The sequence below is a fragment of the Ruegeria sp. AM5 genome, assembly GCF_056540645.1.
On record NZ_JBQFXC010000013.1, the window covers coordinates 33,583 to 49,187 of the forward strand.

At 58.1% G+C, this 15,605-nt stretch carries 16 protein-coding genes; 7 read left to right on the plus strand and 9 right to left on the minus strand.

Translation table 11 applies throughout. From position 1 onward, the window contains the following. Positions 1-134 precede the first annotated feature (134 nt). From ACR0AH_RS19175 to ACR0AH_RS19185, 3 genes are all read right to left on the minus strand, one after another. On the minus strand, positions 135-536 hold the full coding sequence (locus ACR0AH_RS19175; RefSeq protein WP_480593286.1) for a DUF4864 domain-containing protein: 402 nt from the start codon (positions 534-536) through the stop codon (positions 135-137). 48 nt (positions 537-584) lie between these two features. Beyond that, positions 585-2,159, minus strand: coding sequence for a lysine--tRNA ligase (locus tag ACR0AH_RS19180; protein WP_480593287.1), 1,575 nt, complete (start codon positions 2,157-2,159; stop codon positions 585-587). A 187-nt stretch (positions 2,160-2,346) separates the two neighbouring features. Continuing rightward, positions 2,347-3,255: an alpha/beta fold hydrolase gene (locus tag ACR0AH_RS19185; protein WP_480593289.1), complete on the minus strand. Its 909-nt coding sequence runs from the start codon at positions 3,253-3,255 to the stop codon at positions 2,347-2,349. A 239-nt stretch (positions 3,256-3,494) separates the two neighbouring features. On the opposite strand from ACR0AH_RS19185, the gene ACR0AH_RS19190 reads away from it, so the two are divergent. Continuing rightward, the gene (locus tag ACR0AH_RS19190) at positions 3,495-3,917 is read left to right on the plus strand and encodes a tellurite resistance TerB family protein (protein WP_170395941.1); all 423 of its coding nucleotides are present in this window, start codon (positions 3,495-3,497) and stop codon (positions 3,915-3,917) included. On the opposite strand, the gene dacB is transcribed toward ACR0AH_RS19190, so the two are convergent. The 3 genes from dacB to ACR0AH_RS19205 all read right to left on the minus strand — a co-directional run bounded on the left by dacB (position 3,914) and on the right by ACR0AH_RS19205 (position 6,583). Continuing rightward, positions 3,914-5,392, minus strand: coding sequence for a D-alanyl-D-alanine carboxypeptidase/D-alanyl-D-alanine endopeptidase (gene dacB / locus ACR0AH_RS19195; protein WP_480593290.1), 1,479 nt, complete (start codon positions 5,390-5,392; stop codon positions 3,914-3,916). The two genes, ACR0AH_RS19190 and dacB, sit on opposite strands and share 4 nt — an antisense overlap. 67 nt (positions 5,393-5,459) lie before the next feature. Beyond that, on the minus strand, positions 5,460-6,080 hold the full coding sequence (locus ACR0AH_RS19200; protein WP_480593292.1) for a nicotinate-nucleotide adenylyltransferase: 621 nt from the start codon (positions 6,078-6,080) through the stop codon (positions 5,460-5,462). Positions 6,081-6,112: 32 nt separating this feature from the next. Next, positions 6,113-6,583, minus strand: a complete 471-nt coding sequence (locus ACR0AH_RS19205; protein WP_170395935.1) for an MOSC domain-containing protein — start codon at positions 6,581-6,583, stop codon at positions 6,113-6,115. Positions 6,584-6,721: 138 nt separating this feature from the next. Between ACR0AH_RS19205 and ettA the strand changes: the two genes are divergently transcribed. Continuing rightward, positions 6,722-8,389 carry an energy-dependent translational throttle protein EttA gene (gene ettA, locus ACR0AH_RS19210; RefSeq protein ID WP_480593293.1) on the plus strand — a complete coding sequence of 556 codons (1,668 nt, stop codon included), beginning with the start codon at positions 6,722-6,724 and terminating at the stop codon, positions 8,387-8,389. 52 nt (positions 8,390-8,441) lie between these two features. Further along, on the plus strand, positions 8,442-8,978 hold the full coding sequence (locus ACR0AH_RS19215; protein ID WP_170514035.1) for a hypothetical protein: 537 nt from the start codon (positions 8,442-8,444) through the stop codon (positions 8,976-8,978). Between the two features lie 290 nt (positions 8,979-9,268). Here the strand turns inward: ACR0AH_RS19215 and ACR0AH_RS19220 are convergent, their stop codons facing one another. After that, positions 9,269-9,817 carry an REP-associated tyrosine transposase gene (locus ACR0AH_RS19220; protein ID WP_170512969.1) on the minus strand — a complete coding sequence of 183 codons (549 nt, stop codon included), beginning with the start codon at positions 9,815-9,817 and terminating at the stop codon, positions 9,269-9,271. Positions 9,818-10,144: 327 nt separating this feature from the next. Between ACR0AH_RS19220 and ACR0AH_RS19225 the strand changes: the two genes are divergently transcribed. Together ACR0AH_RS19225 and ACR0AH_RS19230 are read left to right on the plus strand one after the other, a co-directional pair. Then, the gene (locus tag ACR0AH_RS19225; protein WP_010442474.1) at positions 10,145-10,351 is read left to right on the plus strand and encodes a cold-shock protein; all 207 of its coding nucleotides are present in this window, start codon (positions 10,145-10,147) and stop codon (positions 10,349-10,351) included. Between the two features lie 167 nt (positions 10,352-10,518). Continuing rightward, positions 10,519-11,073, plus strand: a complete 555-nt coding sequence (locus ACR0AH_RS19230; RefSeq protein ID WP_170395928.1) for a L,D-transpeptidase — start codon at positions 10,519-10,521, stop codon at positions 11,071-11,073. On the opposite strand, the gene ACR0AH_RS19235 is transcribed toward ACR0AH_RS19230, so the two are convergent. Continuing rightward, on the minus strand, positions 11,070-11,684 hold the full coding sequence (locus ACR0AH_RS19235; protein ID WP_170733614.1) for an SOS response-associated peptidase: 615 nt from the start codon (positions 11,682-11,684) through the stop codon (positions 11,070-11,072). The two genes, ACR0AH_RS19230 and ACR0AH_RS19235, sit on opposite strands and share 4 nt — an antisense overlap. Positions 11,685-11,694: 10 nt before the next feature. Further along, complete coding sequence (locus ACR0AH_RS19240) at positions 11,695-12,315, minus strand: arylesterase (RefSeq protein ID WP_170733641.1); 621 nt, start codon at positions 12,313-12,315, stop codon at positions 11,695-11,697. 69 nt (positions 12,316-12,384) lie between these two features. Between ACR0AH_RS19240 and ACR0AH_RS19245 the strand changes: the two genes are divergently transcribed. Together ACR0AH_RS19245 and ACR0AH_RS19250 are read left to right on the plus strand one after the other, a co-directional pair. Further along, entirely contained in the window at positions 12,385-13,080 is a 696-nt protein-coding gene (locus tag ACR0AH_RS19245; RefSeq protein WP_170395925.1) for an ATP-binding cassette domain-containing protein, read from the plus strand. Then, a complete protein-coding gene (locus ACR0AH_RS19250) occupies positions 13,077-15,605 on the plus strand; it encodes an ABC transporter permease (protein ID WP_480593295.1) in 2,529 nt (842 codons plus the stop codon). Before ACR0AH_RS19245 ends, ACR0AH_RS19250 begins: the two co-directional genes overlap by 4 nt.

A 15,605-nucleotide genomic window follows, 5' to 3' on the forward strand; every position in this document is an offset into this window, starting at 1 on the left:
AAAATCCCTTTCCCAATCGCGCCAAGCACGCGCGCCAAAACCCGATACCGCCCGGACCATGAGCCCAAGCGCATGGGTCTGAGTATCGAAAAGGGATTAATCGCGGCTCTTACCACCGTGACGGTGGTGTTGCCTTAAGCCGCCGGGTCAGAATTACCCAGCAACTGCACGCCATTGATCTTCCAAAGGCCCTCTTGCTGGATCATCTGGTAATCCAGCAGATGCACCCGTCCGTCACCATCCGTGATCATGACCTTCTGCCACAGGGCTCCGTTAATCTCCCGCAGCTCCAGAAACCGCACATCCGCTGGCCGCCAGACCATCGGATAACCGCGCCGAACCATGACCCCGAAATTATCCGGATCGCCAAACATGCGCTGGATATTGGGGCTGGCAAAAGTGAAAGCGGTGGCAAAGTCATCCGCCTTGAACGCCTGTATCTGCGCCGAGATATTGGCCTCGATCTCGTCACTCTGAGCAAAAGCTCCGGATGCCAGTCCGGCACTCAGGGATAGGGCAAGCAATAATCGACGCATGGGACCACCTCCTGAATCAAGAGTAGCCCCACGCGAGGTCAGGTCAAATCAGGCCAGTTCTCCGGCCAGCGCCTTGTCGATCAGGGCTATCGTCTCCGGCACGCCATAAAGCGCGATGAACCCACCGAACCGAGGCCCCTGCGACGCCCCCAGCAGCACCTCATAAAGCGCCGTGAACCAGCCGCGCATCGGATCAAACCGCTCGCGCCCGATGGAATAGACCACCGATTGCAGTGCCTCGTCTTCCATCGGCCCGTCATAGGCCTCCAACGCCGCCTTCAACGCCTCCAGCGCTTCGCGTTCCTGATCCGTCGGCGCGCGGTGCTGGCGCGTCGGTTTGACAAAATCGTTGAAGTAACGCACCGCAAAGCCCGCCGCCTCATCCAGATCGGGATGTGTCTCGGCGGTCGCCTCAGGCGCATACCGGCGAATGAAACCCCACAGCGCCTCTTTATCCTCGGCTCCCGAAACCGACGCGAGGTTAAGAAGCATCGCAAAGGGCACCATCAGCGTGGATTCAGGTACATTCCCACCGTGGATATGCCACACAGGATTGTTCAACTGCGCCTTCAGGTCCTGCCCCGGGTAGGCCCGCAATTGCTGATGATACTCATCATAAGCTTTCGGGATCACATCGAAATGCATCCGCTTCGCCGTCTTGGGCTTCTGGTACATGAAATAGGCCAGCGACTCGGTCGGCGCATAGGTCAGCCATTCATCAATCGAGACACCATTGCCCGAAGATTTCGAAATCTTCTGCCCGTTCTCATCGAGGAACAGCTCATACGAGAAATGCTCGGGCGCACGACCACCCAAGGCCCGGCAGATCGCGTCATAGATCTTTTCGTTGGTGGCATGTTCCTTGCCATACATCTCGAAATCAACGCCCAGCGCCGCCCAGCGCGCACCGAAATCCGGCTTCCACTGCAGCTTGACGTTTCCGCCGGTCACGGGCAGCGTCCATTCCTTGCCATCCTCATCGTCGAAAGTGACAGTGAAGGTCTCGGCGCAAACCTTCTTCATCGGCACATACAGAACCCGCCCCGTCTCGGGATGAATCGGCAAGAAAATCGAGTAGGTCTGTTGACGCTCTTCACGCAGGCTTTTCAGCATGATCGCCATCACGTCATCATACTTTTCAACGGCGCGTTTGAGGATTTCGTCAAACTGGCCCGAGCGGTAAAATTCACGCGCCGAATAGAATTCGTACTCGAACCCGAAGGTATCGAGGAACCGGCGCAGCATGGCGTTGTTATGTTCTCCAAAGCTGTCATGCGTGCCAAACGGGTCCGGCACCGAGGTCAGCGGGCATTGCAAATAATCCTGCAGCGCTTCGGGATTCGGCACATTGGTCGGCACCTTCCGCATCCCGTCCAGGTCGTCCGAGAAACAGATCAGCTTGGTCGGAATATCCGACAGCGCCTCAAACGCGCGCTTGACCATTGTGGTCCGCGCAACCTCGCCAAAGGTGCCAATATGCGGCAGACCCGAGGGGCCATAGCCCGTCTCAAACAGCACATATCCCTTTTCCGGAGCGCCCTGCTTGTACCGTTTGAGCAACCGCCGCGCCTCTTCAAACGGCCACGCCTTGGACGTCATCGCGGTTTCACGCAGGTCAGACATTTGGATACTCCATCGGGAAACGTGCCAGACACCCCATGCGCCCGGACCGGCCCCTGTTATTGTGCAGGTGCAGTATGAGTCAATAAAGGGTAGTGATTTTCATGCCTCTATGAGCATGAATACCATGCCATCAATATCTGCTCTGAATTACGAATGTCCGCAACGTGGGATTGCCGCCTTTGACTTGCTAAGACAAACTAGCGACCGCGCCGACAAATTCGGTCCACCGCTCGCGATCCACAAAGCCATAATGTCCCGCACCCGACCACTCATGCGCTGTGCAGTCGCGAAGTTCGGAGCAAAGGTGTCGCGGCATATCCGGCGAGATAATGTCGTCCGCCGTACCATAATACATTTCCACCGGTTGCTGGATGTCACCTGGCGAAAAGCCCCAGTCCCAAAGAGCCATCGTCATTTCGAAAACTCCTTCCTCGTGTTGCAGATAACCAAGACGAAAGTTTTCTTCGAACAAGGCTTGCTGCTCTGGATTGCGGAGCATTGTTTTGGCTTCATTGGGCATTTGGTCAACGACAGACTCCACATATGAAGGGATGTCTTTCAAAGCACTATTAGCGCCAATACGCTCTGCCCATCGGATCAGTAAGCTCAGGTGGCGCAATTTTGCGATGGTTTTCAGATCCTTCAGTACCAGCATCTTGGTGACACCGGGCTCATCGAATGGTGCCACAGGAGAAGCGAGCGCAACTTTACGCACACGTTCAGGCATGTGAAATGCTACAGCCAAAGCGTGGGGGCCGCCTCCGGAATGGCCCGCTACATTGAATGTATCGAGGCCAAGTTGATCCGCCAGATCCTCCATATCAGCGCCCCAATCCACCATTCTCCGATCCTTCTTCGGGCTCGACCCTCCAACACCCGGTTCGTCGGCGGAAATCCAGTGTACGCCGAGCGAAGCGGTCAGACTGTCGTCAGGATGACGAATTACGTGAGAGTCGGAAAACCCATGGCTGAAAATCACTGGAGTTCCATCTGGGTCGCCGTAAGTGCTGAATGCAAGCGTTCTGCCATCTCTAAGAGTTATATGATTGGTCAAGTTGTTCTCCAAAAACGAAATAACTTTGTGTGGTGAGTTCATTGGACTGCTGGCATAGATTTAATCCAAGAGTACGAGCCGATCTCACCTCTTTTGCACCATAACTATTGGTCCGCATAATGAAACGCCGATGTCAGATTGAGTTTTCAACGGACGTTTACATCAAAGCCGAAATCACCCACCTTCATTGATCGCATTCATTGCACCCCAAAACTACCAGTTGAACCTCCCCGCACCCGCTCCTATCGTGCGGCAACAAACGTTTCATTCAGGACGACACCATGACCGAGCAAACCCCACATCCGATGTCCCCGCAGGATTGCCTTGTGGCGATCATGGTGGCGATTTCCGCCTCGGACGAGAACATCCGAACCGCAGAGCTGGTCAAGATCGAAGGCGCGGTCAACATGCTGCCGGTGTTCGCGGGTTACGATATCGACCGAACCCGCCGCGTCTCGCAGATCGTGTTTGATCTGTTTGAGCAGGTGGACGGGCTGGATGCCCTGTTCGGACTGATCCGTGACAACCTGCCCGAACGCCTGAACGAAACCGCCTACGCGCTGGCCTGTGATGTGGCCGCCGCTGACGGCACTCTGGCCGAAACCGAACTGCGTCTGCTGGAAGAAATCCGGTACGAACTCAGCATCGACCGCCTGCACGCTGCCGCTATCGAACGCGGGGCACGGGCGCGGCATACAACCTAGCTACCGTAGAGCGTACCCCAACGCTCAATCAGATTGCGTTGCAATTTGCGAGACCGCCGGTTCCAAGCCCGCGCGCCGTCCGGGCGCTCGCGCGACGCACGCGGGATCGTGGCGCGGTGCGCGGTGTCGGCTGTGAAGATCGCAAAGGCCAGATCCACTCCATCTGCCGTTGTCATGTAACCGCCAAGACCCGAGACGAAGTTCAAAGTACCCGTTTTTGCATCGACCTTGATCGGATGATCCTTGACCGGCTGCCCGTTTTTGTCGGCCAGCGTAAAGGACCGAAGCAACGGCCGCAGCTCCTCTGACTGCCCCGCCGCCACCAGCGTATTGACCAGACCGGCGGGGGCCATACGTGAGGAACCGCTAAGTCCGGAATGATCGACCATCGCGATCCCATCCGCGCCAAAACGCTCTGCCGCCCATAGGTTCATTTCTGCGGCCGAGTCCTCAAGGCTCTGCGGCGCAACCCCGCGCGCCTTGGTGGCCGCCAAACCCACCATTTCGGCGGTTATATTGGTCGAATATCTCAGCATCCCCTTCAGGATGCTTTCCAACGGATCGCTCTGATGCACCACCAGTTCGGTCCCTTGCGGTGCTTGCCGCGTCACCTGCACCCGGCCCAGCACGATCCCATTCACGCGTGCCAGCGTGCGGAACACATCTCCGGCATAAAGCGCAGGCTTGCGTACCGGCAGCCAGCGTGCCCCGCCATTGCCTAGCGCGCCTTTGGCCACGGTCCAGCGATCCTGTCGCGCGCTTGGCTGATAGGTGTAAATCGGCAGGCTGCGGCTCTCGACTCGCATCGATGCCATATCTACCGAAGGCGTATAATTCGCGCTGCGCGCATCCATGGTTACATCATAGCCGATGCCCTCGCGTTTCCACTCGAAATGCACACGGTTGAAATTCAGGGAAATCCCGCTGATCGACGGGCTATAGCCCAGATGATCCGGCTGCCCCGGATCAATGCTGAAGACGTAGGGCAGCGCACCATCATAGACCTTGAACGCGCCCTTCACCTCGGTGATCCCGGCCTTGCGCAGATTGGCTGCCATTGTGGCCAGCGCGTCTGTATCCAGCAGCGGATCACCGCCACCCGCAAGGATCAGGTCGCCTTTCAGAATACCATTTTCCACCGCTCCATCCGCGATCAAGCGCGTTTCGAACCGATACTCCGGACCCAGCACATCCAGCGCATAAAGCGCGGTCAGCGCCTTGGCGACGCTGGCTGGTGGTAGGCTTTGGCCCTCGCCGAACACCTCCAGCGGCGTTCCGGTTTCCACGTCGGCCACGGCAAAAACAACCTCGCCCTTCAGCCCCGCCGCCTTAACCAGCCGCTCAGCCCCGTTGGGTTGCGGGCCACGCAGCACAGGGCGCAGAGACACCAAAGGCGCCTCGGCCAGACCTGTGCCCGGAACCAGAGACGCCCCTAATCCACCCAGAAACAAACGACGCGAAATTCGATCGACCATGGGTCTATTAGAATCCCAGAGCTTAAACGCAGACAATCACTTGATTAAGATTATGCGCCAAGTGGAGTCATTCGGGCAACACCCCATCGCTCCAATTCCCGCGATTGCGCAACTCGGTCGAACTGACGTCAACCATCGGCACGTTCACAAAACACCACGCCGGAGCATCCGCCCGCCCCATCAAATGCCGCGCCTGCCCGTCGATACGGTACTTGGCATAAAGCCGAGCCGCCGGAGACATCCGAGCAGAAATCCGGTCCCCAGGCCGCGCCACAACGCCCACCGGCACGCTGTCCATGATCTGTCGCCAATCTTTCCAGCGGTGAAACTGCGCCAGATTGTCGGCCCCCATCAGCCATAAAAACCGAACCTGCGGATAAAGTCGCCGCAACGCCGACAGCGTATCCGCCGTCGCCCGCGTCCCCGTCAGCGCCTCAATATCCGTGACCTCAACGCGCGGATGCTGCATCACATCCCGCGCCGCCGCCATCCGCCGCGCCAAAGGCGCAGGCCCCCGCTCCTTCAACGGATTGCCCGGCGACACCAGCCACCACACCCGATCCAGCCCAAACGCCTTCATCGCCTCACGCGTCACATGCACATGGCCTTGATGCGGAGGATCAAATGACCCTCCGAACAACCCCACGACCTGCCCGGGCCCCGCATATGGAATGGTACTGCGTTCCATCCTCTGCTGATGTTCAGAACTGAGAGGTGTTGTCAATCAATCGGCTGCACCACATCGCCAAGCCTGACTTGCCCCGGTTGCACTACTTCGGCACACCATCCCCCATGCCCCCGCACAGCAGAATAGCCGCCTTTGCCCAACGCCTCCTCCATCCGACTGCACGGAGCGCATATCACGGTAAAGCGCAAAACGGCCTCCCCGACCTGCACCTCCCGCCCCTTTAGCGCCGCCAGATTGATCCCCGAAACCACCAGATTGCGCCGCAGGATCTCAGGCTTAACCGATCCTTGCCCCAGATAAGAGCCAATCGCCGCCAGATGTTCCTGCTGGATCAAAGTCACCGCCCGCTTGCCCGCCCGGCTGCGGTCGCCGTCGAGCCCATCGGCTGAGACCCAAACCTCGTTGCGCCCATCCAATTCCGCTCTGCGGCCAGGACGTACACCGATCCATGTCACCCGGCCCGGTTGCGCCCAACCGGCAATCAGTTCCGCAAGTTCTGCCAAAACCCCACCACTCCTTGTCGTGTTGGTTCTACCGGATCAAACGACCACAGAAAATTCACAAAACCACCAGCTTGCCCCGCCCGCTCGCCTCGGATATCCAGCGTTCCAACTTGATTTCCCCGACCCAGAGGACGCGACATGGCTGCCTATCAATATGTCTACCACATGCAGGGTGTCTCCAAGACCTATCCCGGTGGCAAAAAGTGCTTTGAAAACATCCACCTGAGCTTCCTGCCCGGCGTGAAAATCGGTGTCGTCGGCGTCAACGGCGCGGGTAAATCGACGCTGATGAAGATCATGGCGGGCCTCGATACGGACTTCACCGGTGAGGCATGGGCGGCCGAAGGCGCCAAGGTCGGCTATCTGCCGCAGGAACCTCAGCTGGATGAATCGCTGACCGTCCGCGAGAACGTCATGCTGGGCGTGGCCGCGAAAAAGGCCAAGGTCGACCGGTTCAACGAGATTGCCATGGAGATCGCCGAGAACTACTCGGACGAGCTGATGGAAGAAATGACCACCCTGCAGGACGCGATCGACGCGGAAAACCTGTGGGACCTCGACAGTCAGATCGATGTCTCGATGGAAGCGCTGCGCTGCCCACCGGACGATGCCAACATTGCCAACCTCTCGGGCGGTGAAAAACGCCGCGTGGCGCTCTGCAAGCTGCTGCTCGAAGCGCCCGATATGCTTCTGCTCGACGAACCGACCAACCACCTGGACGCCGAGACCATCGCCTGGCTGCAACAACACCTGATCGACTACAAGGGCACCATCCTGATCGTCACCCACGACCGCTATTTCCTGGACGACATCACCGGCTGGATTCTGGAACTCGACCGGGGTCGCGGCATTCCCTACGAAGGCAACTATTCCGCATGGCTGGAACAAAAGGCCAAACGCCTCGAACAGGAAGCCCGTGAGGACAAGTCCAAGCAGAAGACCCTGCAGCGCGAGCTGGAATGGATGCGTCAGGGCCAAAAGGCCCGTCAGGCCAAATCCAAGGCCCGGATCAACGCCTATAACGAACTGGCAGACCAGTCCGAACGCGAAAAGCTGACCCGCGCCCAGATCGTCATCCCCAACGGCCAGCGCCTCGGCGGCAAGGTGATCGAGGTTGAGGGCCTTTCGAAACATATGGGCGACAAGCAACTGATCGAAGGGCTGGACTTTGCCCTGCCCCCCGGCGGCATCGTCGGCGTCATCGGCCCCAACGGTGCCGGTAAATCGACCCTGTTCAAGATGCTCACCGGTCAGGAACAACCCGACAGCGGCACCATCACGCTGGGCGACACGGTCGAGCTGTCCTATGTCGACCAGTCCCGCGATGACCTTGCCGACAACGATACCGTGTGGGAGGCGATCACCGGCGGTGCCGAGATCATCCAACTGGGCGACGCGCAGGTCAATTCCCGCGCCTATTGCTCGTCTTTCAACTTCAAGGGCGGCGACCAGCAGAAAAAGGTATCTTTGCTGTCAGGCGGTGAGCGCAACCGCGTCCACATGGCCCGCCTGCTGAAAGAGGGCGGCAACGTCTTGCTGCTCGACGAACCAACCAACGACCTCGACGTCGAAACTCTGCGCGCGCTGGAAGACGCACTGGTCGATTTCGCCGGCTGCGCCGTCGTCATCTCACACGACCGCTTCTTCCTCGACCGGATTTGCACGCATATTCTGGCGTTCGAGGGCGATGCGCATGTGGAGTGGTTCGAGGGCAACTTCGAAGACTACGAAGAGGACAAGAAGCGCCGTCTGGGACCGGACGCGCTGAAGCCCAAGCGTTTGAAGCATAAGAAGTTTGCGCGGTAAGGCTGGATGCGGGTCGTATTGTTGAAGCAGCAGAAATGGCGATGCTTTCTTAATGATTAGGTTTGCGACGCGCTGCGCACAGATTTCTGCTTTCCTAGTTTGCGGCGCAAGTGGCGCATTGGCTGAAGCGCCAAAGAGGGTCACCACCTTTGCCGCGCCAGCGGATTTCACCTATTTCTTGCAGAAGCACGACGGTGAGCAGGAAAAGTTTGATTTCTCAGACAAATGGGTAGATCCAGAAATGTCTGATGTGATTGTTGCTTTCATCGAAAACCGCGAAGACATCGATTTTGTTCCGGCAAAACTGTACAGTTCATTCCAAACTGTCTTGTCAATTGTTGATACGCATTTCTATCAGTTATCGAGCAGGGTTTTCGGCGAAACGTTGGACTCTGACGTTTACATTGTGTCTGTTTCCAGATTGCACGACAAGTTGGTTGAGGACGGATTTTCGATAGAGCAGGCTCAAAAGGGTGCATTTGTTTCCTGCTTCGCAGCTGGCTTGGTCGAGGATTTTTATCGCCGAGGAAATCTAGATGCAAACCATCGCAAAATCGGTGACACATGTGCGGAACTTCTAGAAAAATAGCAAGTAGGCCGGGCTTCAGCCCGGCAAGCCGCGCAACAGCCGCGACTTCGCCAATATCGGCCATCGCATTGCACCAACCCATATAATCGGCTTGCGGGTCTAGATGAATGCCGGGCTGAAGCCCGGCCTACAAACCACAACCGCTGTTTGAAGCATACGTCGCAAGCGTAGGATGGGGTTTCACCCCATCTCTCACTCAACGATCATACCCGAAAACTCGCACGATCTGTTCCCGCGCACCAAACCACTTGCAAACTCCAACCTCTCAAATGATGGGGTAAGACCCCAACCTACGGCTCTCCGAACGTGCCATCGGTGACCACACCGCTCCACTCCGGATCAACCCGACCTGCACGAATATCGCGATGGATTGACGAATACGGCCAATCGGTGGGGCGCTCGACCAACCCGTGCTTCACCGGATTCCCCCGACAATATGCCATATGATTGCGATAATCCGTTTCATCCCGAATTGCATGCTCCCAAAACCGGCGCTGCCAAATCCCGGCATCCCCTTTCGCAATTTTCGAATCTGTGCGTAAGGTGGGGTTCCACCCCACCACTCCCGACGCCTTCACCCCACGCGTAAACCGCGCCTTAATCGCACCCCATCGTGTCGAATAATCCGCATCCCCCGGCGGCAAGGTCCACACCGCGTGCAAATGATCCGGCAACACCACAAGCGCATCGCACCAGAACGGCCGCTCCCTCTGGGTCACTGCAAAGGCGGCCCGCAAATGCGCCACCTCTCGCACCAGCAAATCCGACGACCGGTCGGCCAAAGACACGGTGAAAAAATACTTGGCCCCGGGAATGCGGACGCGTCGATAATCGCTCATGCTGTAACTTGATCATGACGAGGGTTAACGGATTCTGAATGCCACTCCGACGCGCCAGATAAATAACCGGACCTTATCAAAGCTCTGCTAACTAATAACCAGAACCATCGGCGGATTTTTGTACAAGACGGACGATTCCGCCTCAAACCCTTGTACAATCCATACAATCCGCCCTTGCCACACCGTCTGACCGATGCCATATCCAAGAGGCTTACGTTTTTCTATTTCGACCTGCAGTCTCCTTCTACGGCGCTCAGTCTATCGATACAGACAACGACGCCGGGCTGCCGCATCCACGTGGGCAGCACTAAACAGGAGACAACGGATATGCCCGCAGGCACCGTAAAATGGTTCAACACCACCAAAGGCTATGGCTTTATCGCACCCGAAGATGGCGGCAAAGACATCTTCGTACACATCTCGGCTGTCGAGCGTTCGGGCCTCACCGGTCTGGCCGACAACCAGAAGGTCACGTACGAGCTGCGCGCTGGTCGTGACGGCCGCGAAAGCGCCGACAATATCGAACTGGCCTAAGCCATTCAAAGGGCGGGATTTTTCCCGCCCTCTCCGCTATGCCCGCGCCCCGTGTGTGGCATAGGGAATACATCACAATCGGGTTATTCCTCCCCGGTGATTGACCAAATCCGCTATCATTTCAAAACTAGCGTTATGATTTCTTTGGTCATTTGAGGGATGTCACCATGTTCACACGCCGCGTATTTCTGGCCGGTACTGCCGTCAGCCTGCTTCCGGGCGTTGTCAGCGCCAAGAAAGCGGTCGAGTATGATCCCACGCCACAATTCGTGCGGGTCAAAAAGCAATTCCTACCCGGTCAGCTGCTGGTCGTTCCCCGTTCCTTCTACCTTTATTACATAACCGAACCCCGCAAAGCGATCCGCTATGGCTGCGGCGTCGGCAAAGCCGGACTGGAGTTTACAGGAACCGCAACTATCGACGTAAAGAAGGAATGGCCCACCTGGCGACCGACCGATGAGATGATCGAACGCGACCCGGTGGCCTATGGTCGGTTCAAGGACAACGACTATGTCCAACCCGGAGGGAGCGATAATCCACTGGGCGCGCGCGCTTTGTATCTGTTCCAAAACGGAGTCGACACCTATTTCCGCATCCATGGCACCACACAACCGCAAACCATCGGTCGCGCGGCCTCGAACGGCTGCATACGGATGCTGAATGAGCATGTAATCGATCTGTACAACCGGGTGCCGATTGGAACCGTGGTGACTGTGGTCTAAGCCGCCGACCAATCCACATCGTCGGCTTGTTCAATCCTCAGGCGACCTTTTGGCCATGGGCGCATCAGCTTCTGTGCCTCTTCTTCGGATCCATGTAACCAGCAATCCACATCCTGCGACCCCAGCAACACACCCATACGGTGGTGGATCGGCTTTACATCGGCATTTGGCTCGCAGGTGACTGCGGCGACCTGATCCACACGCTGCCCACCAGGGGCCTCCCAACTATCCGTAATTGCAGCAAATAACAGCGGTATGCCATCCTTCGCTGCGATACGCCATGCAGTTTTGCGCCGTTTCTCTCCGGTCCACTCGTACCAGCCATCAACTGGTATAACTGCGCGCCCAACACCTTCGAATGCGCTTTTGTCAAAAACCGTTTCAGAGCGAGCGTTGATAATGGTCTCCATCACCGGACGTCCGCGCGCATTGACCCTGCCGACCGGGATCATCCCCCATCGCATCATCTTCAAGCCTTCACCGGTCAATACCGTCACCTCCTGACCCGGTTGAATATTTCTGCGCGGGGGCTGAGGCCCTACGTTATCTTTCACATTCAGGAACTTAACTATCTCGCCAATTGGTCGTGTGAGAAAAAACCGGCCTGGCATAGGACCCCTCCTAATCGGTAGCGCGCTCCGCTAAAGCCAGTACAAAAGGTCCTAGCGCGTCAACGATCAGCGCAACGCCTTGGGCATTTGGATGGATGCCATCAGATTGCATGAACTGGCGCGCGACTGCAGGATCGCCCTCGGTCGTGAGCCCGTCAAAGAAGCTTTCCGCATAGATCGCGCCATACTGCTGCGCCAGTTCCGGATACATGGCATCGAAACTTTGCTTGTAATCCGACCCATAGTTCCCGGGGGCTTGCATGCCGATCAGCAGAACTTCGACATTCGCAGCTTCAGCGGTGTTCAGGATTGCCTCAAGATTGGCGCGCGACACATCCGGATCGATACCGCGTAACAGATCATTGCCGCCGAGGGCTACAATCATGCCATCGACCTCTGGCGTCAGAGTCCAATCAACGCGGGAGGCTCCTCCTGCGGTCGTATCCCCGGAAACACCGGCGTTGATAAGCTGAATATCCGCCCCTTCCTCCTGCAACCAGCGTTGCAGTTGGGGCACAAACCCGTCTTGTTGCGGAAGTCCATATCCTTGTGTCAGGGAATCTCCGAGCGCCGCAATCACCACCGGCTCAGCCGTCGCGGCAAATCCGCAACAGATGAACACGCCTGACATCAAACCCTTGCGCAGCTTCTGTATCGCGCCATATCCCAATGGACTGTACCCCTCTTGATGGCCTGATCGATGACGACACCCGTTCTCACCCTCCAAGATGCCGCATTATCGCTGGATGGCAATGCCGGAAGAGTGGATATCCTGCACGACATCACTTTGACTGTGAGCAAGGGTGAAACTCTGGGGCTGATCGGTCCCTCTGGTTCCGGAAAGTCTTCGCTACTGATGCTGATGGGCGGCTTAGAACAGGCAACCGGCGGACGTGTTACCGCATTGGGTCAAGATCTAACGAAAATGAGCGAAGATGCGCTGGCACGGTTCAGAAGAGATGCCATGGGCGTAGTGTTTCAGAATTTCCACTTGATCCCGACGATGACCGCGCTTGAGAACGTGGCGACCCCGTTAGAACTCGCGGGACACAAAGATGCTTTCCAGCGCGCCGCGGCCGAGTTGGAGGCCGTGGGCCTTTCACATCGTATCGATCACTACCCGGCGCAGTTGTCAGGCGGCGAGCAACAGCGTGTGGCGCTGGCCCGCGCTTCGGCCCCGCGCCCGCATATATTACTGGCAGATGAACCAACGGGAAATCTGGATGAAACCAACGGTTCAGCAATCATTGATCTGTTATTCGGACTGCGGGACCGTCACGGGGCAACTCTGGTTCTGGTCACGCACAGCCATACGCTGGCTCAGAAATGCGACCGCGTTGTGCGCTTGCGCGATGGGCGTATCGCCGAGGAATCCCAGCGTGAGGCCGCCGAATGAGCCTGCGTCTGGCCGGTCGCCTGGCCCGGCGCGAACTGCGCGGTGGGTTGCGCGGGTTTCGGGTGTTTCTGGCCTGCCTGGCTTTGGGTGTTGCAGCAATTGCTGCGGTTGGCATGGTGCGCCAAGCCATTCAGACCGGATTGCAACAAGAGGGCGCGTCGCTCTTAGGCGGCGATGCCCAGCTGGAGTTCACCTATCGCTTTGCAAATGATGAGGAACGTGACTGGATGGCGGACACCGCGCAAGCAGTGTCGGAGGTCGTCGATTTCAGGTCCATGGCCGTCACGGGTGATGGCGCAGGCGCGCAACGGGCGTTAACTCAGGTGAAGGCCGTGGACGGGGCCTATCCGCTGTTGGGATCGGTGGCTCTGGAACCCGCAGTTTCTTTGCCCGAGGCCTTGGCGGGCGCCGATGGGCTGCCCGGCGCCGTGATGGCTCCGTCCCTGATTGACCGCCTGAACCTTGCGATTGGGGACCAATTTGATCTCGGCACGCAGAGGTTCGTTTTGATGGCCTCGCTGGAACACGAACCGGATGGTGCGGCAGATGGGTTCTCGCTGGGACCGCGCACGTTGGTTCGAACCGAGGATTTGCAATCATCGGGCCTGCTGGCTCCGGGTACTTTGTTTTCCACCAAATACAGGATGAACTTGCCGCAAACCGCCGAGTTGGAGGCGCTGTCGCAGCAGGCCAGGCAGGCCTTCGAGGGAACCGGCATGCGCTGGACTGATGCCCGCAATGGTGCGCCGGGGATATCCGAGTTTGTAGGGCGCCTCAGCGCGTTTCTGGTGCTGGTTGGTCTATCCGGATTGGCGGTTGGGGGGATCGGCGTATCGGCTGCCGTGCGCGCCTATCTGTCCCAGAAAACGGAAACCATTGCGACATTGCGGACTTTGGGCGCTGATCGGGCCACAATCTTTCAGACATACATGATCCAGATCGCCGTTCTTTCAGGCGTTGGTATCGTCATGGGTTTGACCCTGGGCGCGGCGCTTCCAATGCTGCTGGCACCGGTTATCGAAACCCAACTGCCGATCCCTGCTGTATTCTCGCTATATCCGCAGCCCCTGTTCGAGGCCGCACTTTATGGTGTGCTAACCGCGTTCCTGTTTACGCTTTGGCCTCTGGCCAGAACCGAGGAGGTGCGTGCGGCAACATTGTTCCGGGATGCGCTGACTTCGGCAAGCAGCTTCCCGCGCTTGATTTATGTAATTGCGACTGCAATTGGCCTGGCCGTACTGATCGGAGCCGCCGCTTGGTTCAGCGGTTCAACCCGGTTGACTCTCTGGACAAGCGCAGGTCTGGCGGGGGCGCTCACTTTGCTGACCCTTTCTGCCTTTGCCATTCGCAAATTGGCCCGCGCGGGCGCTCCTTGGGCCAGAGGGCGTCCAGCCCTGCGGTGGGCGTTGTCCGCCATCTCTGACCCACGCGAAGGCGCAGCATCGGTGGTCCTGTCCCTTGGGCTCGGCCTTTCGGTCCTTGCGGCGGTGGGGCAGATCGACGGCACGCTACGCAATGCGATTTCGGGCAACTTGCCTGAGGTCGCACCCTCGTATTTCTTCGTCGATATCCAGAAGGATCAGATGCCCGGGTTCAGCGAACGTCTCGACACTGACCCTGCCGTCAGTCGGGTAGAAAGCGCTCCGATGCTGCGTGGGATCATTACCAAAATCAATGGGCGACCCGCGCACGAGATTGCAGGCGATCACTGGGTTCTGGACGGCGACCGGGGCGTAACCTACTCTGCCCGCCCCCCACGGAATGCCCGCGTGACTGACGGGGTTTGGTGGCCAGAGGACTACAGCGGCCCACCGCAAGTCAGCTTTGCCGCAGAAGAGGCCGACGAGATGGGCCTGAAACTGGGCGATGAGCTGACCGTTAATATCCTGGGCCGCGATATCACAGCTGAACTCACATCGCTGCGCGAAGTTGATTTCTCCACTGCAGGAATGGGTTTTGTCATGTCGATGAACCCCTCTGCCTTGGCTGGTGCCCCGCATAGCTTCATCGCTACCGTCTATGCCGAAGAACAGGCCGAGGCCGCCATTCTGCGTGATTTGGCCGGTCAATTCCCCAACATCACGGCAGTCCGGGTCAGAGACGCCATCGACCGGGTATCAGGCCTGCTGGCAGGGCTTGCGGCAGCCACGTCATATGGCGCAGGGGTTTCTCTGTTGACCGGGTTTTTAGTGTTGATCGGTGCGGCGGCAGCGGGCGAACCGGCGCGTAGGTACGAGGCAGCGATCCTCAAGACTCTGGGTGCCAACCGTGGGCGCATATTGCGCAGCTTTGCCCTGCGGGCAATCCTTTTGGGAGCAGCCGCAGGTTGCGTTGCTTTGCTGACCGGAATTCTGGGCGGTTGGGCCGTGGCTACTTATATATTCGACACAGAGTTCGCGGTCATCTGGCCATCCGCGCTTGGGATCGTCATCGCCGGTGTTGGCGTTACCTTAGGCGCGGGGATGGTCTTTGCCCTGCGCCCGCTTTCAGTACGCCCTGCGCGCATACTGCGCGCCAGCGACTGA

Excerpts from the sequence above, each read along its gene's own strand:
- ACR0AH_RS19175 (WP_480593286.1), bottom strand. The coding sequence starts at position 536 with ATGCGTCGATTATTGCTTGCCCTATCCCTGAGTGCCGGACTGGCATCC.
- ACR0AH_RS19180 (WP_480593287.1), bottom strand. The coding sequence starts at position 2,159 with ATGTCTGACCTGCGTGAAACCGCGATGACGTCCAAGGCGTGGCCGTTT.
- ACR0AH_RS19185 (WP_480593289.1), bottom strand. The coding sequence starts at position 3,255 with ATGAACTCACCACACAAAGTTATTTCGTTTTTGGAGAACAACTTGACC.
- ACR0AH_RS19190 (WP_170395941.1), top strand. The coding sequence starts at position 3,495 with ATGACCGAGCAAACCCCACATCCGATGTCCCCGCAGGATTGCCTTGTG.
- dacB (WP_480593290.1), bottom strand. The coding sequence starts at position 5,392 with ATGGTCGATCGAATTTCGCGTCGTTTGTTTCTGGGTGGATTAGGGGCG.
- ACR0AH_RS19200 (WP_480593292.1), bottom strand. The coding sequence starts at position 6,080 with ATGGAACGCAGTACCATTCCATATGCGGGGCCCGGGCAGGTCGTGGGG.
- ettA (WP_480593293.1), top strand. The coding sequence starts at position 6,722 with ATGGCTGCCTATCAATATGTCTACCACATGCAGGGTGTCTCCAAGACC.
- ACR0AH_RS19215 (WP_170514035.1), top strand. The coding sequence starts at position 8,442 with ATGATTAGGTTTGCGACGCGCTGCGCACAGATTTCTGCTTTCCTAGTT.
- ACR0AH_RS19220 (WP_170512969.1), bottom strand. The coding sequence starts at position 9,817 with ATGAGCGATTATCGACGCGTCCGCATTCCCGGGGCCAAGTATTTTTTC.
- ACR0AH_RS19225 (WP_010442474.1), top strand. The coding sequence starts at position 10,145 with ATGCCCGCAGGCACCGTAAAATGGTTCAACACCACCAAAGGCTATGGC.
- ACR0AH_RS19230 (WP_170395928.1), top strand. The coding sequence starts at position 10,519 with ATGTTCACACGCCGCGTATTTCTGGCCGGTACTGCCGTCAGCCTGCTT.
- ACR0AH_RS19235 (WP_170733614.1), bottom strand. The coding sequence starts at position 11,684 with ATGCCAGGCCGGTTTTTTCTCACACGACCAATTGGCGAGATAGTTAAG.
- ACR0AH_RS19240 (WP_170733641.1), bottom strand. The coding sequence starts at position 12,315 with ATGTCAGGCGTGTTCATCTGTTGCGGATTTGCCGCGACGGCTGAGCCG.
- ACR0AH_RS19245 (WP_170395925.1), top strand. The coding sequence starts at position 12,385 with ATGACGACACCCGTTCTCACCCTCCAAGATGCCGCATTATCGCTGGAT.
- ACR0AH_RS19250 (WP_480593295.1), top strand. The coding sequence starts at position 13,077 with ATGAGCCTGCGTCTGGCCGGTCGCCTGGCCCGGCGCGAACTGCGCGGT.